The organism is Ensifer sp. Root31 (genome assembly GCF_001424825.1).
Lineage (GTDB): Bacteria > Pseudomonadota > Alphaproteobacteria > Rhizobiales > Rhizobiaceae > Ensifer > Ensifer canadensis.
Genome location: NZ_LMCO01000015.1, coordinates 253 through 24,658 on the forward strand (window position 1 = coordinate 253; position 24,406 = coordinate 24,658).

Consider the following 24,406-nt stretch of genomic DNA (forward strand, 5'->3'; position numbering starts at 1 on the left):
CGATGTCGCCCAGGTTTCGGAAATCACCGAGGTGGTTTCCGCCGATACCTTCAAGCGTCCGATCTATGCCGGCAACGCCATCCAGACGGTGCAGACGACGGAAGCGAAAAAGGTGATCACCGTGCGCACCGCCTCGTTCGCCTCGGCCGCCGAGGGTGGTTCAGCTTCGGTCGAGACGATCGCGGCTGCGGCCAATCCCGGTCTGTCGAGCTTCGTTGCCGACGCGCTGTCGTCGTCGGATCGTCCGGAGCTGACCTCGGCCAAGATCATCATCTCGGGCGGCCGTGCACTCGGCTCGTCNCCTGTCGAGCTTCGTTGCCGACGCGCTGTCGTCGTCGGATCGTCCGGAGCTGACCTCGGCCAAGATCATCATCTCGGGCGGCCGTGCACTCGGCTCGTCGGAAAAATTCAAGGAAGTGATCCTGCCGGTTGCCGACAAGCTCGGCGCTGCCGTCGGTGCATCGCGCGCGGCAGTCGACGCCGGTTATGCCCCGAACGACTGGCAGGTCGGCCAGACCGGCAAGGTGGTTGCCCCAGATCTCTACATTGCCTGCGGCATCTCCGGTGCGATCCAGCATCTGGCCGGCATGAAGGACTCGAAGGTCATCGTCGCCATCAACAAGGACGAGGAGGCGCCGATCTTCCAGGTTGCCGACTACGGCCTCGTCGCCGACCTGTTCGAAGCCCTGCCGGAGATGGAACGGGCATCCTGATGAGACTTCAGAGACGACGGCTGAACGTTGACGTTCAGCCGTCGATCCTGATCGTGCGTGCGCCGACATGCAGCGCCCGACCGGCGCCAAAACCCATGATCGCCGCGCCGAGGCCGAGCGTCACGAACAGGATCGCGGCTGCGTCGAAGCTGCCGGTCCAGTCGCGGATCAGGCCGACGAGCAACGGGCCGATGGCGGCGAGCACATAGCCGACGCCTTGTGCCATGCCCGAGAGATGGGCGGCGACATGGGAATCGGGCGAGCGCAAGACGATGAGCGTCATCGCCACAGCGATCAGCCCGCCCTGGCCGAAGCCCTGGAGAATGGCCCAGAAGATCACCGTCGACGGCGGCGCGAACAGAATGCCGAGGAGCGCGATCACTGCGGCTGCGATCAGCGCGACATTGATGCCACGCTGGTCCTTGCGCCTGATGGCAAAGGAGGGAACCAGCAGGCAGGTGACGACCTGGGTCATGATCGAGACCGAAACGATGACGCCTGCCGTTGCCGGGTCGAAGCCGCGCTCCCTGAGAATGGGGGCGAGCCAGCCGAAGATGCAGTAGGCCAGAGCCGACTGCAGCCCCATGAACAGCGTTACCTGCCAGGCCAGCCGGTCGCGCCAAAGGCCGACGACACGAAAGCCGGTGTGTCTGACCTGCGCCTTGCTGCCAAGCGCCTGCGGCATCCAGATCAACAGCACGATGAAGGCGGGAAGCGCCCAGATGGCGAGTGCACCGGACCACGAGCCGGTAACACCGTGTTCGAGCGGCAGGGTCAGGCCGGCGGCACCGGCCGCGCCGGCGCAGAGCGCCATTGTATAAAGCCCGGTCATGATCGCCGCCTTGTCGGCAAAGTCGCGCTTGACGAGGCCCGGGAGCAGCACGTTGCCGATGGCGATCGCGGCCCCGGCGGCGAATGTCGACAGGAAGAGCACCGGTACGGGGCCGAAACCGCGCAGCACTGTCCCGAGCGCGAGCAGAGCCAAGGCGCCAAGCAGGGTGCGTTCGGCACCGAAGCGCTGTGCCAGCTTTGGTGCCAGCGGCGCAAACAGGCCGAGGCAGAGCACCGGCAGCGTCGTCAGCAGGCTGGCGCCGGCAGTCGTTAAGCCGGTATCGCGCATCACCTCCGGCAGCAACACCGAGAGGCTGGAAAACAGCGGTCGCAGGTTGAAGGCGATCAGCACGAGGCTGGCGCCGAGGACGAAACGCGCCGCTCCCCGCGGCAACACCGGCGGCTGAGGCTCGGGTACGCTGTCGGCTTCGGCGTCGATGAGCTGGTCTTCGAGACCGTTGATGGCTGCGACCTGATGGGCCGAGGAATTGGGATCACGGAAAGTCTGGTTCATTGCGAAAGAAGCCTGTCGAGTTCGCGAAGCACCGGCGCCATGAAGGCGCGAACGGCGGACGCGGCGCGGTCCGGATCGCCGGTGGCGATCGCCGCGACGATCGCCGCATGGGCCTGTTCGTCGGGTTCCGGCACGTCGCCCTTCTGCGTCGAGTGAATGGTTTCGAGGATCGATGAGGTGAAGAAATCGTAGAGCCCGACGATGGCGCGGTTGCCGGAGGCTTCGACGATGGATTTGTGAAAGGCGATGTCGCGATGGCCGAAGGCCTCGTAGCCGCCATCGGCAACTGTGCCGCGAGCCTTCAGCAGCCGGGTCATGCGTTCGAGGTCGGCGGGTGTATGGCGGATCGCCGCAAGCCTTGCCGCCTCGACATCGAGGGCGGCGCGCGCCTCCCATTGGTCGCGCAGACCGGCGCGTTTGACACGGTCGAGCGCGCCTGCCGGATCGACCGTCGAGCGCACATAGGTGCCGGAGCCCTGGCGGGTGTCGAGCAGACCCTGCGAGACCAGCACACGCACGGCCTCGCGCACCGTGCCCCGGCTGACGGACAACAGCTCGGTCAATAGAGTTTCGTTCGGGATGCGGTCGCCGACGCCCCAGCGGCCGCTGACGATCTCGGCGCGCAGGCTTTCGGCCGCACTGTCGGCCAGATTGGTTCGATTGACGGGCTGCATGATAAACTCATCAAGTCATCAGATGACCTAACGAATACGTCTGAGTTTAGTCGCTGTCAATTGGTTGTGGTGGAATCGGGGCGACATCGGCCGAATGCGCGGCGACGCTGGTCGGTGGAGGGCTGTTGTCGGGCGACCGCGCATCTCCGCGAGGTGGGGCTGTCGCGTTCCATCGGGAGTCGACGGAACAAAGCGATAAAATACTTCCTTCGACTAAATCCTCGACGGAAGCCGATCAATGATCGGTGGTCTGGCCGTCGGTGATGCTGAGCAACGTCTTTTCCATATCCGGCTCGTCGCCGGAGCAGACGCACAGCATTTCCGCGTCGCCTTCGCCGACCGAGAGATAAGCGTGGCCCATCGTCGAGTCGATATAGACGCTTTCGCCGGCTTTCAGTCGCACCGGCGCATATTGATCCGTATGCAGCTCGATCTCGCCCTTGAGCACGATCAGGAATTCTTCGCCGGCATGAGGGGTCAGCGGACCGAACTCTGCAAGCGTGCGCGCGCGGGCATGGGCGAGGATCGGCACCATGCGTTTCCTCACCAGATCGGTTGCAAGGTAGTGGTAGTCGTAATTGCGGGTCAGCTGCCGCAGCGTCGTCGTGGCCGAGGTTACCGAGCGGCGCGTGCGGGCGGCGGGCTGCTTGCTGTCGCCACTGAGCAATTCGGTGACATGCACGCCGAGGCCGGCGCAGATCTGCAGCAGCTTGTCATAGGTCAGCGACATCTGGTCGTTCTCCACCTTGGACAAGGTCGAGACGGCAACGCCGGTCAGGTGGCTGACGTCCTGAAGGGTCCAGCCGTGATGTTTCCTCAGGTTCCGCAGGCAATCGCCGAGGTTTGGCTGTTCCGACATGGTTCTCTCCGGCAAACGAGATCTACCTAGCTAGTTCAACTCTGGCCGCCTCGCAACAAGCGCCAAGAATTTTCCGATACGCTAAATATTGACCGTATCGGAAAATGAATTTACCAATGGCTATGCGCTCAGGATCCTCTTCTCCCAAAGTGATTGTCATTGGCGGCGGTATCGCCGGCCTGTCGGTTGCGGCTGCCGTCCAAGAATGGGCATCGGTCGTCCTCATCGAGCGGGAGGCGCATCTCGGCTATCACGCAAGCGGCCGCTCGGCGGCGCTTTTTGCCGAGACCTACGGCAACACGGTGGTCAGAGCGCTCTCCATTGCCAGCCGGCCGGCCATCGTCGATGGCGGCTTTGCCGAGCATGTGCGCGGCGCCTTGCATTTCGGTGGGTGCGACGACGATGCGATGGTCGATGAACTGGCGCAGAAGTACCAGGCGCTCGTGCCCAGCGTCCGGCGGCTTTCGGCAGACGAAGTCAGCGTGCTTATTCCCGTCATTCGTGCCGATACCACGTGCGGCGGCGTCTACGAGCCCGGCGCTCTCGATATCGACACCGGCAAGATGGTCCATGCCGCGGCCGCCGCTCTGAAGGCGCTTGGCGGGACTGTCATTTCGGGCGAGGAAGTGCTGCAGATCTCCCGTATTTCCGGCCGCTTTCAAGTGGTGACTTCGGCCGGCTCCTACGAAGGCGATATGGTCGTCAACGCGGCGGGCGCCTGGGTCGATGTGATCGCCGAGCGGGCAGGGCTGGCGGGGCTCGGGTTCTCGCCCAAACGGCGCACCGCCTTCATGTTCGACCCGCCCGCGGGGCTCGACGCGCGCACATGGCCGCTCGCCGTCGATCTGCATGAGCGTTTCTATTTCAAGCCGGATGCCGGAAAGCTGATCGGCTCGCTGGCGGATGAAACGGATTCACCGCCCTGCGACGCCTATCCCGAAGATATTGACGTCGCCATCGCGGTCGACCGGATCGAGCAGGCGACCGAACTTCGCATCGGCCGCCCGCAAAGGCCATGGGCCGGATTGCGCACCTTCTCGCCGGACCGCACGCCTGTCGTCGGCTTCGATCCGCGCCTGCCGGGCTTCTTCTGGCTCGGCGGCCAGGGCGGTTATGGTTTCCAGGTGTCGCTGACCCTGGCGCGGATCGCCTCGGCGCTGCTGCGCGATGCCGCGATGCCTGCGGATGTCGCCTCCCTCGGCGTCGAGTTCGGTGCGCTGGCACCCGTCCGATTTATGGCGGCGGCGCACACCCCGTCGCTTTCCCCGGCCGGCCCATGACCGGATAGACCATCAAGATCGAAACGTCGTCGATGCGGTTAGGAGAACCCCGCTACGACGTCAACACAAAGGCAACCAGGAGCGTTTGCTATGAAATCCACACGTCTGATTCTGCGCACCGCGCTCGTCGCATCGACAATCCTCATGGGCGGGCAGGCCTATGCGAAGACGCTGGTCTACTGCTCGGAGGCGAGCCCCGAGACCTTCAACCCGATGATCGGAACGGCGGATTCGACTATGGATGCCGCGGCCAAGCCGATTTTCAACCGGCTGGTGGAATTCAAGCCGGGGACGACGGAAGTCGGGCCGGCGCTCGCCGAGAGCTGGGATGTGTCCGAAGACGGCAAGGTCTACACCTTCCATCTGCGCCATGGCGTCAAGTTCCACACCAACGCGCAGTTTACGCCGACACGCGAATTCAACGCCGACGACGTGCTCTACACCTTTGACCGCCAGCGCAACGCCGACAATCCGTACCACAAGCTCTCGAACGCCTCATACGAATACTTCAGCGCGCTTGGGCTTGGGCCGTTGATCGAGAAGATCGAAAAGCTGGACGATCATACCGTGCGCTTCACACTGACGTCGGCAAACGTCACCTTCCTGCCCAGCATTGCGCTCGACTACCTCTCCATTCTCTCGCTGGAGCAGACCGAGAAGATGGTCGCAGCCGGCACCCCGGAGCTGATCGACCAGGCGCCCGTCGGCACAGGGCCGTTCATCCTTGAGGCCTATGCGCAGGACAGCCAGATTCGCTATGCGGCCAACAAGGACTATTGGAACGGTGCGCCGAAGATCGATACCCTCGTCTTTGCGATCACACCGGAGCCCACCGTGCGGGTCGCCCGGCTGAAGGCGAACGAGTGCCAGGTGGCGGCGCCACCACCGCCCGGAGCCGTCGCCGATCTCAAGAACGACCCCGAGGTGACGGTCTATAACCTCGAAGGCCAGAATATCGGCGTTCTCGGCTTCAACGTCGAACACAAGCCGCTCGGTGATGCGCGTATCCGCCTGGCGCTCGCCAAGGCGGTCAACCGGCAGGCGATCGTGGAAGCCGTGTATCAGGGTGCAGGCAGCGTTGCCGGCAGCGTGGTGCCGCCTGCACAGCTCGGTGCGGCCAAGGACGCGGGCATCGACTACGATCCGGAAGGCGCCAAGGCGCTTTTGAAGGAAGCAGGCCACGAGGGCGACCTGTCGATCGCGCTCTGGGCGATGCCGGTGTCGCGGCCCTACAACCCGAACGCCCGCCGTATGGCAGAGATGATCCAGGCCGACTGGAATGCCATCGGCGTGAAAACCGAGATCGTCAGCTTCGAGTGGGCCGAGTATCTGACCCGCACCGCCAAGGGCGAGCATGACGCCTTCCTGCTCGGCGGCAGCAGCGACAACGGTGATCCGGATAATATGCTGAGCTATCTGCTTAGCTGCGACGGCGTGAAGGGCGGCTCCAACCGGGCGCGCTGGTGCAACGCCGACTTTGAAAAGTTGCTTCAGGATGCGCGCGTCGCCGCCGATCCCAAGGAACGGGCAGCGCTTTACGGCAAGGCGCAGGCCATCCTCAAGGCGGAAGTGCCTGTTGCGCCGATCGCCCATTCCGTCGTGTCGATCCCTGTGCGCAAGAGCGTGAAAAATTACGTTCTCGACGCCTTCGGCCGCCAGAACTTCGCCAACGTCGATATCGCGGAGTAAGCCGGATGGACGAGATGACAATGAGCGGCGGCGTCACGCTTGCCGATCTAAGCCGACTGCTTCAAGGCTACATCAACGATGGTGCCGTCGGCGCCTCCCTGGCCTTTTCACAGGGCGATGGCGAGACCGTCACCTTGACCTCGGGACTTTCCGACCGGGCGCGGGGGATACCGGTTTCGCCAACGCAACTGTTCAAGATCGGCAGCTGCACCAAGACGTTTACCGTTGCCGCCCTGATGAAGCTGGCGGAAAGCGGTGTGGTGGAGCTTGGCGCGCCGATCTCGCACTGGTTCCCGGACCTTCCCGGTGCCGCTGCCATTTCGGTGCGCCAACTCGTCAACCATCGCGGCGGGTTGCCGGAATTCGAGTACGACATACCGATGACCCCGGACCGCATCTGGACGCCGGCCGAACTCGTCGATCTCGCGTTTCGGGTCGGCACTCAGTCGGCGCCCGGCGGTCCGGCCGTCTACAACAACACCGGCTATGTGCTTGCCGGCATGTTGATCGAAGAGGTTACCGGAAAGTCGCTCGGCGATTATGTCCGCCATCAGGTGCTCGAACCGCTCGGGCTCGAAAACACCTGGTCGCCTTCGACCGAGAGCTTCCCGGAAGAGCGCATGGTGCGCGGCTACTACCACCGACCGCCACCGGCTGCGGATGCAGGGGCGGGCATCGCTGCCGGAGCCGAGATGTGGCGCATGGACGGCGTCCTGCCCTATTCCGACGCGCTGCAGGATTCATCGGATTCGTTTCCGTTCACGGCGGCCTATGGCTGCGGCGACATGGTCTCGACGCCCGGCGACATGATCGCCTTCATTCGGGCGCTGTTTGGCGGCAAGTTGCTGGCGGACGGAATGTTCCGGGAGATGAGCGAAAGCCGTGTCGCCGTTAGCTTTCCCGGTACGCGGATGCGCGAGACCGGGGCGGGGCTGTTCCAGAGCAGCTACGCGGATCGGCTCGTCTATGGCCACCAGGGCAGCATCCCCGGCTATGTTACCGTGATGCAGCACGAGCCGAAATCGGGTCTGACAATCGCCATGACCAGCAATGTGGGCTCGGGCTACCGGATGTCCTTTTACGCCAGCGGTCTGCATCAAGTGCTCGATCAGGCAATCGGCATCATCATGGACAGCTAAGCCCGCTGGCGATCACGTCTCGAAATCAGCTCGACCGCCCGTTCGGGCGGTCGAGCGTTTTGACAGCATTGTTATGAAATGAGGACGTCGACCTTTTCGAAGGTCCGGACGTCGATCAGCCCCTTGTCGGAGATGCGCAGTTCGGGAATGACGACGAGCGCCAGCAGCGAATGCTGCATGTAGGCGTTGTTCAGCCGGCAGCCGCAGACGCGCATCGCTTCGACTAGTGCCGCGGCCTTGTCCGCCACGATCTCGGCACGCTGATCCGACATCAGCCCCGCGACCGGCAGTTCAACCAGTGCAAGCTCCTTGCCGTGCTTGATCACCACGATGCCGCCGCCGACCTCGTGCAGCCGGTTCGCGGCTTTCGCCATGTCGTCCTTGTTGGTGCCGACGACGATCATGTGGTGGCTGTCGTGGGCCACGGTGCTTGCAACCGCGCAATCGCTGTCATAGCCGAAGCCGGAGACGAAGGCATTGACGACGTCGCCGGTGCCGCGATGACGCTCCACCAGCGCGATCTGGCAGACGTCCTGGGCGCGATCCATCTCGATGATGCCGCCCGCCGCCGAAAGCTCGGCTTCAAGCGCACGCGTCGGCGCCTGGTTCTCGACGACGCCGATCACCCGGACCCGCGCGCGGGTCGCGGTGCTGTTAAGCCCGATGTCGAAATCTCCGGCCTTGAGCGTCTTGCCGAGGTGCACGGTGTTGCGGGCGCTTTCCGGATAAACGAAGGGCGGGATATCGCGCACCAAGGCGCCGGAATCTGCCAGCAGTTCGCCGCGGGCAAACACCATCTCGATCGGCAGGGCAGCAAGGTCCGACGTGATGATCAGGTCGGCCCGTCGTCCTGGTGCGATCGAGCCGAGTTCCCGCTCGACGCCGAAATGCTGGGCGGTGTTGAGCGTGGCCATCTGGATGGCGGTGATCGGCTTCAGCCCTTGGGCGATGGCGTGGCGAACCACCCGGTTCATGTGGCCGTCGTGGACCAGCGTGCCGGAGTGGCTGTCGTCGGTGCAGAGCAGGAAGTTGCGCGGATCGACGCCGGCTTCAGTGATCGCCTTGACCTGGGCGGCAACGTCGAACCAGGCTGAGCCGAGCCGCAACATCGCACGCATGCCCTGTCTGACGCGGGCAATCGCGTCCTCGACGGTCGTTCCTTCATGATCGTCGGCCGGGCCGCCAGCGGCGTAGGCGTGAAACTCCCGGCCGAGATGCGGCGAAGCATAGTGTCCGCCGACGGTCAGCCGCGCATCCTGGGTTGCCGCGATTTCTGCGACCATCTTGGGATCGTTAAAGGCGACACCAGGAAAGTTCATCATCTCGCCAAGCCCGATGATGTTCGGCCAGCTCAACGCTTCGGCCACGTCCGTGGCCGAGAGTTCAGCACCCGCCGTCTCGAGCCCGGGCGCGCTCGGCACGCAGCTCGGCACCTGCACGTAGACATTGATCGGCAGGCTTTGCGCCTCGTCGTTCATCAGCCGCACGCCGGCCAGGCCGAGCACGTTGGCGATCTCGTGCGGGTCGATGAACATCGTCGTCGTGCCGTGCGGGATGACGGCGCGCGCAAATTCGGTGACGGTGACGAGACCGCTTTCGACATGCATATGCGCGTCGCAGAGCCCCGGCACGAGATAACGCCCGGCAGCGTCGACGACCTTGGTGCCTTCACCGATCGTATGGCTGGCGTCGGCCCCGACATAGGCGAAGCGGCCGGCTTTGACCGCGATGTCGGTGTGCGGAATGATCTCGCCGGAATAGACGTTGACCCATTTGCCGTTGCGGATGACGAGGTCCGCCGGCGCACGGCCCATGGCGACGTCGACGAGCTCGGGTGCGGTCCTCGACCAGGATTGGAGCATGACAGTTTCCTTCAATGGAGACGATGTCGGCGCCCCCTTTGACGTCTGAGTAAAAAGGAGGCGCCGACAGGTTTACTGGGTCTGGGCGATGAGCGCTGCCGCCAAGAGGGCGACGAACCACATGACCGGTTTTACATCGCCCGCCCGCCCGCAGACCAGCTTGATCAGCACATAGGCAATGATTGCGAGCGACAGCCCGAGCGTGATCGAGAATGTCAGCGGGATCAGCACGATGGCAAGGAACGCCGGGATCGCTTCGTCGATGTCGGTCCAGCGGATCTTGCTCATCGGCTCGGACATGAAGAGGCCGGTGAGGATCAGAACGGGCGCGGTTGCCACGGCCGGAACGAGCGACAACAGCGGCGACAGGAACAGGAACGGCACGAACAGCAGGCCGGCGACAAGGGCGACGAGCCCGGTACGGCCGCCCTGCGCAATGCCAGCGCCCGATTCCAGATAGACGGTGGCGGGGCTGGTGCCGAGCGGTGCGGAGATCAGCGCAGCGACGGCGTCGACATGCATGGATTGCTTGATGTTGCGCGGCAATCCCTGCTCGTCCTTGAGGTCAGCCGCTTCGGCAAGGCCGAGGAAGGTCGAGAGTGCCTCGATGAAATTGGTGAACAGGAAGACGAAGATGAACGGCAGGTAGATCAGGCTCAAGGCGCCGACGAGGTCGATCTGGCCGATGAAGCTGAAATCCGGTGCCGCGGAAAAGCCGCTCCAATTGACCAGTGTATGCACATCAGGCGTATCCGGCGAAAACGCGCTGCCGTCGCCCCACCAGCGGCCGATCGGGATGGAGAGGATGGTGGTGAGGATCATGCCGGCCATCATCGCGCCGGGAACTTTGCGGACCACCAGCGCGACCGTCAGGATGAAGCCGGCAATGAAGGTGAGGGTTACGGGGTTGAACGTCGTCAGCCCGACGATCGTATCCGGATTGGCGATGATGAACTTGGCATTCTCGAAGCCGATCAGTGCGATGAACAGACCGATGCCGCAGGCGATGCCATAACGCAGGTCGACCGGGATCGCCTCGATGATCGTCTGGCGCAGGTTGAAGAAGGCCATGACGGTGAAGAGCACGCCGGCCCAGAAGACGCAGCCCAGCGCGATTTCCAGCGGTACCTTGGCGCCGACAACCATCGTATAGGCAAACAGCGCATTGATGCCCATGCCCGGCGCCACCAGGATCGGGCTTCGCGCATAGAGCCCCATGGCGCAGCTGCCGATGAAGCTGACGAGTACGGTCGCCGTTACGCCGGCCGAAAACGGAATGCCGGCGTGGGACAGGATCGAAGGGTTGACGACGATCACGTAGGAGGCGGCGAGAAAGGTGGTCAGCCCGGCGAGGATTTCGGTTCGAATGGTCGAGCCGAATTTGGAAATCTGGAAGTAGCGGTCAAGCAGGCTGGCGAGCCAGGAGGCTTGTGCCTGGCCTGACGCCGGCTCAACGCCCTTGGGTTGGTAGTTCATTTTGTTCCCCTTTTTTTGAAATGAGGAAGGGGCCGGCGATGCCGACCCCTTCCAAGGCTTTACTCTGCTGCTGCGGCGCGCGCTTCCTCGCCGCCGTTCCCGGCGAGCGGCGAGATCACCTTGAGCCGGACGCAATCGACGACCCCGAGATCGGTGATGGCATATTCCGGGATCGCGGTGATTTGAAGCACGAACATGTACATGAACGGCCATGGCAGGGTGCAGCCGAGCCCGCGCGCCGCATCGTCCAGTTCCTCCTCCAGCGCCGCCATTTCCGATGGTTCGATATCGGAGACGATGCCGCCGATCGGCAGATGCAGGAAGGAGACGACCTTGCCGTCCTTGACCACCACCTGGCCGCCATGGTTGGCGATCAGGTGGTTGATGGCGACCCGCATGTCTTCCGGGTCGGCGCCGATGCAGATGATGTTGTTGTCGTCGGGCGCGGTCGAACTGGCGATTGCGCCTTCGCGCAATCCGAAGCCGGAGGTGAAGGCGACGGGTCGGTTTTTCGTCTTGCCGTAGCGCTCGACCACGGTGACATATTGGATGTCCTTTGCCGGGTCGGCGAGCACGCATCCGTACTTGACTGGCAGGGTGACATCGCGGCGGGTGCGCACGAAGATCTTTTCCGGCGTGACGGCGATCGCCATGGCAGCGGCGCTGTCGCCGGGGCCGTCATAACGCAGCTTCAGATCGTCGAGTTCGAGCGGCGCGACCTTCATCGAAGTCAATAGCGCGGCGCTGCGCGGCGGCGGCACCAGTTCGATGGCCATGCGGCCGTCACGCGCGACTTCCTCACCCTTGGCGATGACGGCATCGATCCTGAACTCGCGCAGGTCGTTGACGAGCAGGATGTCGGCGGCGCGACCCGGCGAGATTGAGCCGACCTTGTCGTCGATGCGAAGGGCATCGGCGCCGTTGATCGTTGCCATCTGGATCGCCGCCATCGGCGAGATTCCCATGGCGATCGCCATGCGCACCATATTGTCGAGATGGCCGCGCTTGAGAATGTCGCTGGCAACGACGTCATCGGTGCAGAAGCTGATGCGGCGCAAGGCCTTGACGCCCATTTCGGTGACGATGCGCAGATTGTCGGAGAGGAAGTGGGAGATCGAGGATTCGCGCACGACGACATGCATGCCGGCCCTGAGCTTTTCGAGCATTTCCTCCGGCGAATAGCTTTCGTGGTCGGCGCGCACGCCGGACTGCTGGTAGCCGTTGAGGCGCGCTCCGCGCGTCATCGGGCAGCAGCCGAGCACCGGGAGCCGGCTCTTTTCGGCAAGCTCGAGCGCCGCCAGCACGTCGGGGTCTTCCTCCTGGATGAACTCGCGCACGGTTTCCCAAATGCCGACGCATTCCGGCCAGTGATGGGTGGCCTGGTGATCGGCAGGACTGAAATAGTGCCCGACGGTCGAACGCGGCATGGTGTACGGCGTCTTGCAGGGCGCGCCCCAGAAGACCTTGAGTGGTGTCTGCTTGGCCTCGTCGAGGAATTCACGCGCCGCCGCCGGCCCGCCGACGACGATGATCTGGTCAAGCCCGGTGACGATCGACGTGGTGCCGAGCGGGACGACCGCCTTGGCGAAGCTCGTTAGCGACATCTTCGAGCATTCGACATGCAGATGGCCGTCGATCATGCCGGGCGCCAGGTATTTGCCCGTGGCGTCGACGATCTTCGTTTCCGGCCCGACATAAACGGAGATGTCGCCGACGGCGATGATCCGCTCGCCGTAGATCGCGACATCGGCCTGGTAGATTTCTTCCGATACGACGTTGACGAGCCTGCCGCCGCGGATCGCCAAAGTGGCCTTGTTGCCGGTGCCCGAGGCTGCCCGGATGAATTCTCTGATATTGCTCACTGAAACCTCTCCCTTAGCGTCGCCGAATATTCCCAGTTTGGTTTCGTTTGTACAATGGGCCGAAATGGCGTATTTATCGGACATATCGTACAGGATTTTGGACGAAAAATGGATCTCTCGCTTCTCGACTGCTTCGTGAAAGTTGCCGATTCCCGTTCGATTTCAGCGGCTTCCCGCCTGCATCGGCTGCCGAAATCGACCCTCAGCCACAAGATCCGGCAGCTGGAGGACGAGTTCGGCATCGAACTCTTCGTGCGCGAGGGGCATCAGCTGCATGTGACCGACGCCGGAGCGGAGTTCCTGCGTTATGCCCGGCTCATCCAGTCGAATTGCGAGGATGCGGCAACGGCGATGGCCGAGATGCGGCAGGAGGTAGCGGGCACGCTGCGCGTCGGCTCGACCGGCGAATTCGGCACGACGATCACATCCGAACTGCTCTACGCATTTCGCCAGCAATATCCGCAGGTCAATCTCGACGTCGTTTTTCTGAGCTCGCGGCAACCGTTCTCCGAGGTCACCGAGCAGGCGCTCGACGGCATCTTTCACTGGGGCGAACCATCAGATGTCGACTACATCAGTCGCCGGCTCTCGGTCTCATCTTACGGTCTCGTTGCGAGCCCCGAATACATCGCCCGGCACGGCGCACCGCTTAAGCCCGACGACCTCGCCGGCCATCGCGGGCTCGTCTTTCGCCAGCAGACACGCCTGCAATCCTGGTATCTGACGCGCGACGGCGATGCCGAGATCGATCTGCTGCCGGCGGCAACCTGCACCACCAACGACTATTGGACGATCAAGTATTTCGCGGTTGCCGGCGAGGGCATCGCCTATCTGCCGGAATTCTTCGTGGAGACGGAGCGGCAAGCGGGATTGCTTCAGCCTGTTCTGGCCGAATGGAGTTCGCCGAAAACGGCGATCAACCTGATCTATTCGCGCCGGCGGCACGTGTCGAAGCGCTTCAGGGCCTTTGTCGAATTCTGCATCGACTTTTATCGCGACCGGGAGCGCACAGGCATTCCGCGCTACTACGTGGAGAAAGTCAGCATGCCGTCGAATCGTGCGATCCGCTGACGCGGCGTCCGCAATCGATCAGCCGGCGGCTCTCAAAGCCAAGTCAACATAGGCGGCCACATGCTTTGCCGCGATATCGGACACGCAATGCATCTTGATGTGGCGGCGCGCCTTGCCTTGACCCATCAAGCACGCCATGCGCGTCCGGTAGCGCGGCGCCCTCGCTGAATTCCAGGGTGACATGGGCCGAATACGGAAATATGCCGCAGAACGGTCGCGCGGCGGAAAACAGCAGGCCGCCATATTTGATCTCTTCCGAAATGCCCGCCCCGGACGCCAATGCGATCTCGCGCAGCCGCGAAACAATCGCGAACTGTGTGTCGCCGCGGTCGCGAATATCGGCGAGGAAGGCTTCAATGCGCTTGTCCATAATGGCTCGCTTACGACTCGTTGCAGAATTCTGAACGCACCAATATCACGCGACGTGCGCCGACTATGCTCACGCGATGAGGTGTTTGGGCAGGACGATCCTGGCGGACAATCCACCCCCGACCTTGTTTCGCAAAACCAACGCGGCGCCCGCGTGATCGAGCGCGAGTTCGGCGATGCTCAGGCCGAGGCCGCTGCCGATCGCGGCCTTGAAGCGTCCGCGGAAGAAACGCTCGGTGACGTGGGGCATCTCCTCCGGCGGAATGCCCGGGCCATCGTCATCGATCGCAATCGTGGTCGTTCCGTCGTCGCTTTCAAGCCAGCAGAGGATCGTTCCGCCGGCCGGCGAGTGATGGAGCGCATTTTCCATCAGATTGCGGGCGGCAAGTCGCAGCAGATCCGAATTGGTCCTGACCTGCAGCTTGCAAAGACTGGGGTCGACGACAACCGTCGCGGCACTGCCGGCATGGCCAAGCAGTTCGCTCCTGAGCGAAACCAGCATCTCGCCGGGATTGACCTCGGCCACAGTGCGCGCCGTTTCCGACGCTTCGACCGACGCGATGTCGAGCAACTGCCGGACGAGCCGTCCGGTGCGGTCAACACCAGCAACAATCTGGCCGAGAGCCTTTTCGCGGATTTCGGCATCGTTGCTCGCCAGCGCCACCTGGGCCTGGGTTTTCAGCCCGGCAAGCGGCGTTCTAAGTTCATGGGCGGCAAAGGCGATAAAATTCTGCTCGCGCTGACGTGCGCCGGCGACGCGGCCGAAGAGACCGTTCAATGCGCGAAGCACGGGACTGATCTCGCTCGGTGTTGCGGTCTCCTTGATCGGGTGCAGGTCCGAGGCGTCGCGGGCGGCAAGATCGCCCGCCAGTTTTCTGAGCGGTGCCAGACCACGCCCGACGCTCAGCCAGATCAGGGTCGCCAGCAGCGGTATGATCAGGAGGGCCGGAAAGAGCAGGCCTTTGACGACGTCGTTGACCAGCCTGTCGCGGATGCGCAGGTTGTCGCCGACGAGCACGCGCACGCCAAGCTCGGCATTCTCGACCGCGTAGACCCGCCAGGTTTCGCCATTGATCACCGTCTCGGAAAGGCCGGTCGCATGCGCCGACAGCGTCGTCTCCGGCGCGCTTTCCGACTTGCCGATCAGGGTGCCGTCCAGCGACCAGATCTGGCAAGAAAGCTGCCGGTCGTAATGCGGGTGCTCGAGCACCGGGATCTTTGCCTTCGTCTGCGCCGGCTTATCCGGGTCGATCTCCTGGTTGACCACAAGCGAGCTGACCATCTTCGCCGCCTCCATCAGTCGGGCGTCGAGCACCTGCTCGACCTCGGCGCGGGTGCTGAAGAAGATCCACAGGGTGGCCGAAAGCCACATGAGCCCGGTGGTGACGAGCAATATGAAGAAGAGGCGTGCGCGGATCGATCGCATCAGATGTTGCTGCCGAGCCGGTAGCCGATGCCCCTGACGGTTTCGATCAGGCCAGGGCCGAGCTTGTTGCGCAGGTGATGGATATGCACCTCGACCGCGTTGCTTTCGACCTCTTCCTGCCAGCCGTAAAGCTTGTCCTCCAGCGTCGCCTTCGAAAAGATCGCGCCCGGCTGCGACATCAGCGCATGCAGGATGGAATATTCCCGACGCGAGAGCCGGACCGGCGCGCCTGCCTTTTCCACCGATTGCCGGGCTGGATCGAGCCGGATCGTCGACCATTCGATGAAGGCGGTCGATCGACCGGCGGATCGGCGCGCGAGCGCGCGCAACCGTGCTGCCACCTCATCGAGGTCAAAGGGTTTACCGAGATAGTCGTCGGCGCCCATGTCCAGCCCGCTGACGCGATCGGCGACCGTGTCGCGGGCGGTCAAGAGCAGGACCGGCGTGTCGTTGCGTGCGTCGCGCAGTTTTTTCAGCACGTCCGCACCGGAGCCGTCCGGCAGCATTAGATCGAGGACGACGGCGTCGAACTTGCCTGCGGCCAGCGCCGCGTCGGCGCTCTCCCGGGTGGCGACGGCATCGGTGGTAAAACCGGCGAGCGCCAAGCCGACCTTCAGCCCGTCGCGCAAAATGTCATCGTCTTCGACAATCAGTACCCGCACTTAGGTCTCCACGAATTAACCGACGGCGGTTGTTTAGCACCTCCCTTAAGGCAGCCTTAAGGTAGCGCATTCCTTTGGGCGTCATCGTAACAAGCCCCGAGTCGATGAATGTCCGATATAGATGAACTGAACCCGTTACCATCAGCCAGAACCTATTTGCGATCCGGCGGCTCGCTGACGCGCCGCAGCCTTTTCGTTGGCGCGACGGCCATCCTGCTTTCAGGTTGTGCAGCAACCGCGCGCCCGACACCGAAGCCGACGGTGGTCGAGATGACGCCGCCGCCCAAGGGCACCGTTCCGCCGATGTACTACGCGATGCCGGATGAGCAATTTCCCATTCCCGCGGTCGATGTCTCCCAGGTCGATCCGAAGTTCTGGCGCCAGGAAGTCGACTATCCGACACAGGAGCGGCCGGGCACGATCATCGTCGATACGCCGGCGAAACACCTCTACCACGTGTTGCCCGGCCAGCGCGCCATGCGCTATGGCATCGGTGTCGGCCGCGAGGGTTTTGCCTGGTCCGGGCGGGCGGTGGTCGCCTATAAACGGAAATGGCCGCGCTGGACGCCGCCCGACGAAATGGTGGCGCGGCAGCCGAGGCTCGAGCCCTACAGCATCAAGAACGGCGGCATGGGGCCGGGCCTGAAGAACCCTTTGGGCGCGCGGGCGCTCTATATCCATAAGGACGGCAAGGACACGCTCTACCGCATCCATGGCAGTCCCGAGGCACGGTCGATCGGCAAGGCCGTCTCGTCCGGGTGCATCCGCATGCTCAACCAGGATGTGGTCTATCTGCACGCTCAGGTCCGAGACGGTAGCCCGATCGTCGTCATTCCCGATCCGTCGAAGGCGCATCTCGCCACGAGCTGATCGCGGCTTGTCCGGTCGGTCAATATCGACCGATTAGGGAACATGCATGTCTCTGGCCCGGGCAGGGCCAGAGCGTGGCGGCGCCAATGATGCGAGGTCAGTGGCTCGCAGGTCTCAGTCGTCCCCAGATCGGCGCGACGATGTTGCCCATGACGGCGATGGTTGCAGCGCCGACGACGATCGCCAGCAGGGCCTGCTGCGCCGACGTGGCAATCCAGCCGATCAGACCCGGGGCAACTGGGAGCGCGTGGACCACGGCTTCGGAGATGTCGTGGATGATGTGTTCCGGGCCGGCATATCCCATCTGGGCAAGGCCGTGGACGAGAATGCTGCCGCCGACCCAGAGCATCGCCGCAGTGCCGATGGCGGCGAGAACCTTCAGAAAGATCGGCATGCCGACGACCAGGCCGCGGCCGATGGCGCGTAGCGCCGATACGGAGGTCTTGGCCAGCGCGACGCCCGCATCGTCGGCTTTGACGATCAGGCCGACGACGCCATAGACGGCAAGCGTAATGGCGATGCCGACCGCGGCAAGCACCACGCCCTGCATATAGATGCTGGCATCGGCGACGGTTGAGAGCGTGAGCGCCATGATCTCGGCCGACAGGATGAAATCGGTGCGCACGGCGCCGGCGATCTTCTCGTTTTCAAGCGCGACGGGATCGGTCTTTTCTCCGAGCACGGCGGTTTCGTGCTCATGGGCCGCGTGCGGAAAGAAGACGCCATAAAGTTTCTCGGCGCCCTCGTAGCAGAGGTAGATGCCGCCCAGCATCAACAGCGGGGTGATCGCCCAGGGGGCGAAGTAGCCGAGCAGCAGTGCACCGGGCAACAGGAACAGGATCTTGTTCTTGAGCGAGCCGAGCGCAATGCGGCCGATGATCGGCAGTTCGCGTTCCGGTGTCAGCCCGACGACGTAGCGCGGCGTCACGGCTGCGTCGTCGATGACCACGCCTGCTGCTTTTGCGCCGGCCTTTGCGGTCTGTGCGGCGACGTCGTCAAGCGAGGCGGCCGCCATTTTGGCGATGGCGGCAACGTCGTCGAGCAGGGCGATGAGACCAGTAGCCATTGAACGCGAACCCTTTGCGCTGAAATTCCATGGGGCGGGTGCTCCAGGATTCGGCAGTAACCACCGCCGCGTGCCGAGTCAACGACATGCAAATTCTCTGGCGAGCGGACACCATAACGTGAGGCGAAAAGTGGCTCGTTTCGGTTGACGTAGGTCCGCTTTCGATTTACGACTGACGAAATATGAAAATCGTCAGTCGTAAATCGAAAGCGGACTTACATGGATGACAGCATCGACAGCCAGCTGGACGCGACGCGTCAGGAAAACGTCTCGCGGATCCTGGATGCGGCCGAGCGGCTGTTTCGGCATTTCGGCTATTCGAAGACCAATGTGGCCGACATCGCCCGCGATCTCGGCATGTCGCCCGCCAATATCTACCGTTTCTTCGCTTCGAAGGCGGAGATCCATCAGGCGATCTGCGGCCGCATGCTGGCTGCCAGCTATCAGCAGGCTCTGGACATCTGCCGGCAGCCGCTGAGCGCGACCGAGCGCTTGCGGCAATATATCCGCGCACAGCATCAAATGACGGTGGAGGTCATGCTCGACGACCAGAAGGTGCATGAGATGGTCGTCATCGCGATGGAACGCGACTGGCACGTGATCGACAAGCACATCGATCGTCTGCATGCCCTTGTCGCCGATGTGATCCGCGAAGGTATTCTTGCGGGCGAATTCCCCGAGCAGGACGCCGACGCGGCCTCCAGATGTTTCGGCGCCGCGACCGTGATCCTCTGCCACCCGCAGATGGTGGCTCAATGTCTCTCGAAGGAAAATCGGGCGACGCCGGATGAACTGATCGAATTTGCGATCAAGGCACTGAAAAACTGACCAGGCCGGGTAGCGGCCCCCGATGTGTACCGTGTGGCTGATGCCGCCGAGGAGTGCGGAAATGTCTATGCCCGTTCAAACCCGTAGCCGTTTCGCGTTGAGCGCAAGGATGGCTCTTCTTGCCGCGATGTCCCTGGTGCTGGCAGCCTGCTCGCAGGAGCAGGAGGAAGCCAAGCCGGTCTTGCGGCCGGTCAAGGTGGTCGAGATCAGCGATGCCGGACAAGCGCGGCAGATGAACTATTCCGGTGTCGTGCGTGCCCGAACGGAAATGAACCTCGGCTTTCGCATCAACGGCAAGATCACCGAGCGCCTGGTGAATGTCGGCGACCGGGTGAAGTCCGGCGATCCGCTCGCCCGCATCGATGCGACGGACTATGATCTTTCAGTCAAGAGTGCGGCCGCGAACCTTGAGGCCGCCGAGCGCCAGGTCGAGACGACCGCATTGGTTCGCGCACGCGCCGAACAACTCTTTGCCCGGAAAGTCGCCTCCCAGGCGCAGCTCGACCAGGCAACACTCAGCCATAACCAGGCCGTGGCAACGCGCGATGCCGCAAGCTCGGCGCTGTCCCAGGCGAAGAACCAGGTGACCTATACCGAACTGGTTGCTGACCGTAGCGGCATCGTCGCTGCAATTGCTGCCGATGTCGGACAGGTGGTCGGCTCCGGCACGCCTGTCGCCACCGTCGCCGTCGACGGCGAGAAGGAAGTGCTCATCGCCGTCCCGGAAGTCGATGTCGCCAATTTCAAACCGGGCATGGCGGTAAAGGCCGGCTTCTGGTCCGATCAGGGCCTGATCCTCGACGGCAAGGTGCGCGAGGTCGCGGGCAGTGCCGAACAGCCGTCGCGAACTTTTGCCGTGCGCGTCAGTCTGCCCAACGATCCGCGCATTCTGCTCGGCATGACCGCAACCATCCTGGCTTCGGCTGATGACGCCGAGCGCCACATGTCCGTGCCCTTGAGCGCTTTGGCTCAGAAGGACGGTGAAACAACGGTGTGGGTCGTCGACCGTGACAGCGAGACCGTGAAGAGCAGGACGATCACCGTTGCCGACTTTACCGGCGAGGGCGTGCGCGTGGTCGACGGGCTGAAGCGCGGCGATCTGATCGTTGCCGCCGGCACGCAGTTCATGACCGAAGACCTGAAGGTTGCGATATCGGGCGATATCGCCCGCCAGTCCGCCGCGACCGACAAGACCGCAGCCGCCGAAATCGTGCGCTGAACCAACCCAACCGCGGAATGATGCCGATGTCCCTACCGTCAGAAGAAAAACGGCCTTTCAATCTTTCGCGCTGGGCGATCGCCCATCCCAGTATCGCGCGGTTCCTGTTCGGCCTGATCATCATCACCGGCGCGCTCGGTTTGATGCGGATGGGGCAGAAGGAAGATCCGGACTTCACCTTCCGCGTCATGGTCGTGCAGGCTTTCTGGCCGGGCGCCTCGATCCAGGAGATGGAGGATCAGGTCGTCAACAAGATCGAGCGCAAGCTGCAGGAAACCCCGCATCTCGATTTCGTGCGCTCCTATACCCGCGCCGGAAGCGCGATCATCACCCTGCAGGTCGAGGGTGACACGAATGCCCAGCAGGTGGCCGACGCGTTCTATCAGGTCCGCAAGAAAGTCGGTGATATCGCCAGTGAGCTGCCGGAAGGGCTGCACGGGCCCTATTTCAACGACGAGTTCGGCGACACCTTCATCACCCTGCATTCATTGAGCGGCGACGGTTACAGCTATCCCGAACTGAAGAAGTTCGCGATCCAGGCGCGCGACATGCTGCTGACGACACCCGGCGTCGAGAAGGCGGTGATCCTCGGCGATCAACCCGAAAAGATCTATATCGACGTTTCTTCCAAGGTGTTGGCTGCGCGCGGGCTGACGCTCAACGACCTCAGGAATACCATCGCCGGTCAGAACAATGTCGATCCCGCAGGTTCGGTCGATACCGGTTCGCGCTCCGTGCGCATTTCCGTCGAGGGCGGCCTCGACAAGGTCGAGGATCTGCGCAACCTCAGCGTGACGGCCGGTGGGCAGGTCACCCGCCTCGGCGATATCGCCACCGTCTCCTCGGGGCTGGAGGATCCCTATTCTCGCAAGTTCCGCTTCAACGGTCAGGACAGCGTGCAGATCGGCGTGGTGATGGCCAAGGGCTTCAAGGTGACCGATGTCGGTACGGCCGTCGAAGAGACCTATCAGCGTTTCGAGGCGGCCTTGCCCTACGGCATGGTCGTCGATCAGATCTCCAACCAGCCGGAAGTGGTCAAGGAGGCCGTTGGGGAATTCATGAAGGCACTCGGCGAGGCGCTGGTGATCGTGCTTGTTGTCTCGTTCCTGTCGATCGGCTGGCGCTCCGGCCTGGTGATCGCCATCACCATTCCGCTGGTGCTGGCGGCGACCTTTGCCATCATGTACGAGCTTGGCATTGACCTGCAGCGCATCTCGCTCGGGGCGCTGATCATCGCTCTCGGGCTCCTGGTCGATGACGCGATGATTGTTGTCGAGATGATGGAGCGCAAGCTGGAGGAGGGGCTGATCAAGGTCGAGGCAGCAAGCTTCGCCTATTCTTCGACGGCCTTCCCGATGCTAACGGGCACGCTGATTACCACCGCCGGCTTCATCCCGGTCGGTTTTGCCGCCTCGACGGCGGGCGAATATGTCCGCTCGCTGTTCTACGTCGTCGGCATCGCGCTGGTGGTCTCGTGGTTCGTCGCCGTCTACTTCACGCCCTGGCTCGGCAACATGATCCTGAAGCAGCGCTCCCATGCCGGCGGCCATCACGATGTCTTCGACACTCGCTTCTATCGGCGGCTGCGCTCGACGGTCTCCTGGGCGGTTCACCATCGCATCATCGTGCTGTCGATGACGCTTGTCGCCTTCTTCGTCAGCCTGTGGGCGTTCCAGTTCATACCCAAGAACTTCTTCCCGCAATCCTCCCGTCCGGAAATCCTCGTCGATCTCTGGCTGCCGGAAGGCACCAGCATCAAGCAAGTCGAAAGTGAGGCCAAGGCGCTCGAAGCGCGGATGATCGACGATGCGGACAAACGCTTCATCGCGACCTATATCGGCGAGGGCGCGCCGCGCTTCTTCCTGCCGCTCGACCAGCAATTGCGCAATCCGAACTTCGCCCAGCTCCTCGTCATGGCCAATGACGAGCCGGCGCGCGAACGGCTGATCGTCAAGCTGCGCAAGATCCTTGCCGAGGATTTCCCGTCGATCCGCTCCAAGGTCGATCGCCTTTTCCTCGGCCCGCCGACCGGCTGGCCGGTACAGATGCGCGTCATGGGGCCGGATCGCCAGGAGGTGCGCCGCATCGCCGATCAGGTGAAGGCGAAGTTCGCCGAAAACCCGCAGCTCGGTGCCGTGCACGACGATTGGCTGGAGCCGGTGACGGCAATGAAGCTGGTCATCGACCAGGATCGCGCCCGTGCGCTCGGCGTCACCTCGCAGCGCGTCCGGCAGATGCTGCAGGCCACCATGTCCGGCGTGCCGCTCGACAACTTCCGTGATGGCGAGGAGACGGTCTCGATCGTCGCCCGTGAGCCGGATGCGACCCGTGCGCTGCTCTCGTCGGTGGAATCCGTCTACATCCCGACCGATTTCGGCAGCTTCGTTCCGTTGTCTCAGGTGGCCAAGGTCGTGCCCGTGCTCGAGCAAGGCATCGAATGGCGCAGGGACCGGCTGCCGACGATTACCGTTCGCGGCACCTTGCCCGACGGCGTGCAGCCGAACGATGTGGCGTTGAAGATGTATGGCGACATGCAGACGCTGCGCGATGGTCTTTCGCCCGGATACAGCATCAGCATCCAGGGCGGCGCCGAAGACGCGGCCGAAAGCCAGGGTTCGATCGCCGCCAAGGCGCCGATCATGCTGGCGGTCATCGTCGTGCTCTTGATGGTCCAGCTGCAGCATTTCGGCAAGGCGATGCTGGTTCTGGCAACCGGTCCGCTCGGCATAATCGGGGCGGCGGCGGCGCTGCTGATCAGCGGCGCCCCCTTCGGCTTCGTCGCCATCCTCGGGGTTATCGCGTTGCTCGGCATCATCATGCGCAACTCGATCATCCTGGTGGACCAGATCGATCAGGACATTGCCGCGGGCATGGATCGCTCCGAAGCTATCATCGGCTCGGCCGTGCGCAGGTTCCGTCCGATCACGCTGACGGCACTGACCGCGGTTCTGGCGCTGATCCCGATCTCGCGCGGCGTCTTCTGGGGGCCCTTGGCCTATGCGATGATGGGCGGCATCCTTGTCGCCACCGTTCTGACAATTCTGGTGCTGCCGGCCGGTTACGCGCTCTTCTTCGGCCGGGAGCCGAAGAAGCAGACATCAGAACCGGAATCCGTTGAAGCGGGCAAGGCCGAGCCTGCGGCGCCGATGATCTATCCGCCTGCGGTTGCTGCCGAGTAGCGCTGACGGCGCCGCCATAGCAGCTACCAGCTCGGCGCCCCCGGAGCGCTCTATCGATTGAAGGCGGTCGCGCGATTGTGCGGCCGCCTTTCTCGATAAATCGATGCCGATCAAGAAATTATGCAGTAGGGTCGCCCGCGTTCAGGTGCCTTCCAGGGGATTCGGGTGAAGCGAAGCGTTTTCTTCTGCAGTACGATGGTTTGCGCATTTTCGTTGCCGTGCATGGCGCATGCGGAATGGCAGGCGGTGGAAAAGGTCCGCACCTATGCGATCTCGGGGCAGACCGGCGCCGAGCTTTATGCGTCGATCGGCGAGCGGGGGCCAAAGGTCGGCGGGCTGGTTCGGGCCATCGCTCACACGGACTTCAAGCTGACCTGGACCCGGAAATACGAGCCGCAAGGCAACGCCTGCACGCTCGTTTCGGCCAAGCCGAAGCTCATCATCACCTATACGCTGCCGAAGCCGTCGAAGCCGCTGCAGGGGGCCATGGTAGAGAACTGGGAAACCTTTTTCGCAGGCGTTCGCAAGCACGAGCTTGTTCACGGTGACTACATCAAGGATCTGGTGAAGGCGATCGAGACCACATCAGTCGGGCTCTCGGTAGACGCAGACCCCAACTGCCGCAAGATCAGGACTGAGCTGACGAGGCGGCTCGGCGAGCTGTCTGTTGCTCAACGCCAGAGAAGCCGGGACTTCGACCGCGTCGAACTCAGTGATGGCGGCAATATCCACCAACTCATTCTCAATCTCGTCAATGGTGCCGGAAGCCGTTGACCGAGGCTCACGGGCATGCGCCATTTCGTGCGCCGCAACGGCA

Annotated in this window: 19 protein-coding genes and 2 pseudogenes; 11 read left to right on the forward strand and 10 right to left on the reverse strand. The window is 63.1% G+C overall.

Features of this window, described 5'->3' with window-relative positions:
- Positions 1–31 precede the first annotated feature (31 nt).
- Positions 32–300 (forward strand): annotated as a pseudogene (locus ASD00_RS40085) (electron transfer flavoprotein subunit alpha/FixB family protein); the annotation flags it as partial.
- Between the two features lies 1 nt (position 301).
- Positions 302–713, forward strand: a pseudogene (locus ASD00_RS40090) (FAD-binding protein); the annotation flags it as partial.
- 34 nt (positions 714–747) lie between these two features.
- Here the strand turns inward: ASD00_RS40090 and ASD00_RS15890 are convergent.
- The 3 genes from ASD00_RS15890 to ASD00_RS15900 form a co-directional block, all read right to left on the reverse strand.
- Entirely contained in the window at positions 748–2,058 is a 1,311-nt protein-coding gene (locus ASD00_RS15890; protein ID WP_025428321.1) for an MFS transporter, read from the reverse strand.
- Positions 2,055–2,732 (reverse strand): FCD domain-containing protein, encoded by a 678-nt coding sequence (locus ASD00_RS15895; RefSeq protein WP_057207526.1) that lies wholly within the window; start codon positions 2,730–2,732, stop codon positions 2,055–2,057. Before ASD00_RS15895 ends, ASD00_RS15890 begins: the two co-directional genes overlap by 4 nt.
- Before the next feature lie 235 nt (positions 2,733–2,967).
- A complete protein-coding gene (locus ASD00_RS15900) occupies positions 2,968–3,591 on the reverse strand; it encodes an XRE family transcriptional regulator (protein ID WP_025428323.1) in 624 nt (207 codons plus the stop codon).
- 116 nt (positions 3,592–3,707) lie between these two features.
- Between ASD00_RS15900 and ASD00_RS15905 the strand changes: the two genes are divergently transcribed.
- From ASD00_RS15905 to ASD00_RS15915, 3 genes are all read left to right on the forward strand, one after another.
- Positions 3,708–4,871 (forward strand): FAD-binding oxidoreductase, encoded by a 1,164-nt coding sequence (locus ASD00_RS15905; RefSeq protein ID WP_234907948.1) that lies wholly within the window; start codon positions 3,708–3,710, stop codon positions 4,869–4,871.
- Between the two features lie 90 nt (positions 4,872–4,961).
- Complete coding sequence (locus tag ASD00_RS15910) at positions 4,962–6,560, forward strand: ABC transporter substrate-binding protein (protein WP_057207527.1); 1,599 nt, start codon at positions 4,962–4,964, stop codon at positions 6,558–6,560.
- A gap of 5 nt (positions 6,561–6,565) precedes the next feature.
- The gene (locus ASD00_RS15915) at positions 6,566–7,699 is read left to right on the forward strand and encodes a serine hydrolase domain-containing protein (RefSeq protein ID WP_225906401.1); all 1,134 of its coding nucleotides are present in this window, start codon (positions 6,566–6,568) and stop codon (positions 7,697–7,699) included.
- Between the two features lie 71 nt (positions 7,700–7,770).
- Here the strand turns inward: ASD00_RS15915 and ade are convergent, their stop codons facing one another.
- From ade to ASD00_RS15930, 3 genes are all read right to left on the reverse strand, one after another.
- Positions 7,771–9,561 (reverse strand): adenine deaminase, encoded by a 1,791-nt coding sequence (ade, locus tag ASD00_RS15920; RefSeq protein ID WP_057207528.1) that lies wholly within the window; start codon positions 9,559–9,561, stop codon positions 7,771–7,773.
- Between the two features lie 72 nt (positions 9,562–9,633).
- On the reverse strand, positions 9,634–11,037 hold the full coding sequence (locus ASD00_RS15925) for an NCS2 family permease (protein WP_082523592.1): 1,404 nt from the start codon (positions 11,035–11,037) through the stop codon (positions 9,634–9,636).
- 59 nt (positions 11,038–11,096) lie between these two features.
- On the reverse strand, positions 11,097–12,899 hold the full coding sequence (locus ASD00_RS15930) for an adenine deaminase (RefSeq protein WP_057207529.1): 1,803 nt from the start codon (positions 12,897–12,899) through the stop codon (positions 11,097–11,099).
- Between the two features lie 108 nt (positions 12,900–13,007).
- On the opposite strand from ASD00_RS15930, the gene ASD00_RS15935 reads away from it, so the two are divergent.
- Complete coding sequence (locus ASD00_RS15935; protein ID WP_025428330.1) at positions 13,008–13,970, forward strand: LysR family transcriptional regulator; 963 nt, start codon at positions 13,008–13,010, stop codon at positions 13,968–13,970.
- A 43-nt stretch (positions 13,971–14,013) separates the two neighbouring features.
- Here the strand turns inward: ASD00_RS15935 and ASD00_RS15940 are convergent, their stop codons facing one another.
- The 3 genes from ASD00_RS15940 to ASD00_RS15950 form a co-directional block, all read right to left on the reverse strand.
- Positions 14,014–14,340 carry a DUF1801 domain-containing protein gene (locus ASD00_RS15940; protein ID WP_200951470.1) on the reverse strand — a complete coding sequence of 109 codons (327 nt, stop codon included), beginning with the start codon at positions 14,338–14,340 and terminating at the stop codon, positions 14,014–14,016.
- 69 nt (positions 14,341–14,409) lie between these two features.
- Positions 14,410–15,765: an ATP-binding protein gene (locus tag ASD00_RS15945; RefSeq protein WP_057207530.1), complete on the reverse strand. Its 1,356-nt coding sequence runs from the start codon at positions 15,763–15,765 to the stop codon at positions 14,410–14,412.
- Positions 15,765–16,427 (reverse strand): response regulator transcription factor, encoded by a 663-nt coding sequence (locus ASD00_RS15950; RefSeq protein WP_057207531.1) that lies wholly within the window; start codon positions 16,425–16,427, stop codon positions 15,765–15,767. The genes ASD00_RS15945 and ASD00_RS15950 overlap by 1 nt, the downstream gene beginning before the upstream one ends.
- A 108-nt stretch (positions 16,428–16,535) precedes the next feature.
- Here ASD00_RS15950 and ASD00_RS15955 point away from each other — a divergent pair, with 108 nt between their 5' ends.
- Positions 16,536–17,297: a L,D-transpeptidase gene (locus ASD00_RS15955; protein ID WP_038577748.1), complete on the forward strand. Its 762-nt coding sequence runs from the start codon at positions 16,536–16,538 to the stop codon at positions 17,295–17,297.
- Between the two features lie 97 nt (positions 17,298–17,394).
- Here ASD00_RS15955 and ASD00_RS15960 read toward each other — a convergent pair whose 3' ends face one another.
- The gene (locus ASD00_RS15960; protein WP_057207532.1) at positions 17,395–18,363 is read right to left on the reverse strand and encodes a DUF808 domain-containing protein; all 969 of its coding nucleotides are present in this window, start codon (positions 18,361–18,363) and stop codon (positions 17,395–17,397) included.
- Positions 18,364–18,582: 219 nt separating this feature from the next.
- On the opposite strand from ASD00_RS15960, the gene ASD00_RS15965 reads away from it, so the two are divergent.
- The 4 genes from ASD00_RS15965 to ASD00_RS15980 all read left to right on the forward strand — a co-directional run bounded on the left by ASD00_RS15965 (position 18,583) and on the right by ASD00_RS15980 (position 24,363).
- On the forward strand, positions 18,583–19,191 hold the full coding sequence (locus tag ASD00_RS15965) for a TetR family transcriptional regulator (protein WP_025428336.1): 609 nt from the start codon (positions 18,583–18,585) through the stop codon (positions 19,189–19,191).
- Between the two features lie 109 nt (positions 19,192–19,300).
- Positions 19,301–20,410, forward strand: coding sequence for an efflux RND transporter periplasmic adaptor subunit (locus ASD00_RS15970; RefSeq protein ID WP_057207533.1), 1,110 nt, complete (start codon positions 19,301–19,303; stop codon positions 20,408–20,410).
- 26 nt (positions 20,411–20,436) lie between these two features.
- Positions 20,437–23,589, forward strand: coding sequence for an efflux RND transporter permease subunit (locus ASD00_RS15975; protein ID WP_057207574.1), 3,153 nt, complete (start codon positions 20,437–20,439; stop codon positions 23,587–23,589).
- A gap of 222 nt (positions 23,590–23,811) precedes the next feature.
- Entirely contained in the window at positions 23,812–24,363 is a 552-nt protein-coding gene (locus ASD00_RS15980; RefSeq protein ID WP_234908000.1) for a DUF922 domain-containing protein, read from the forward strand.
- Positions 24,364–24,406: the final 43 nt, after the last annotated feature.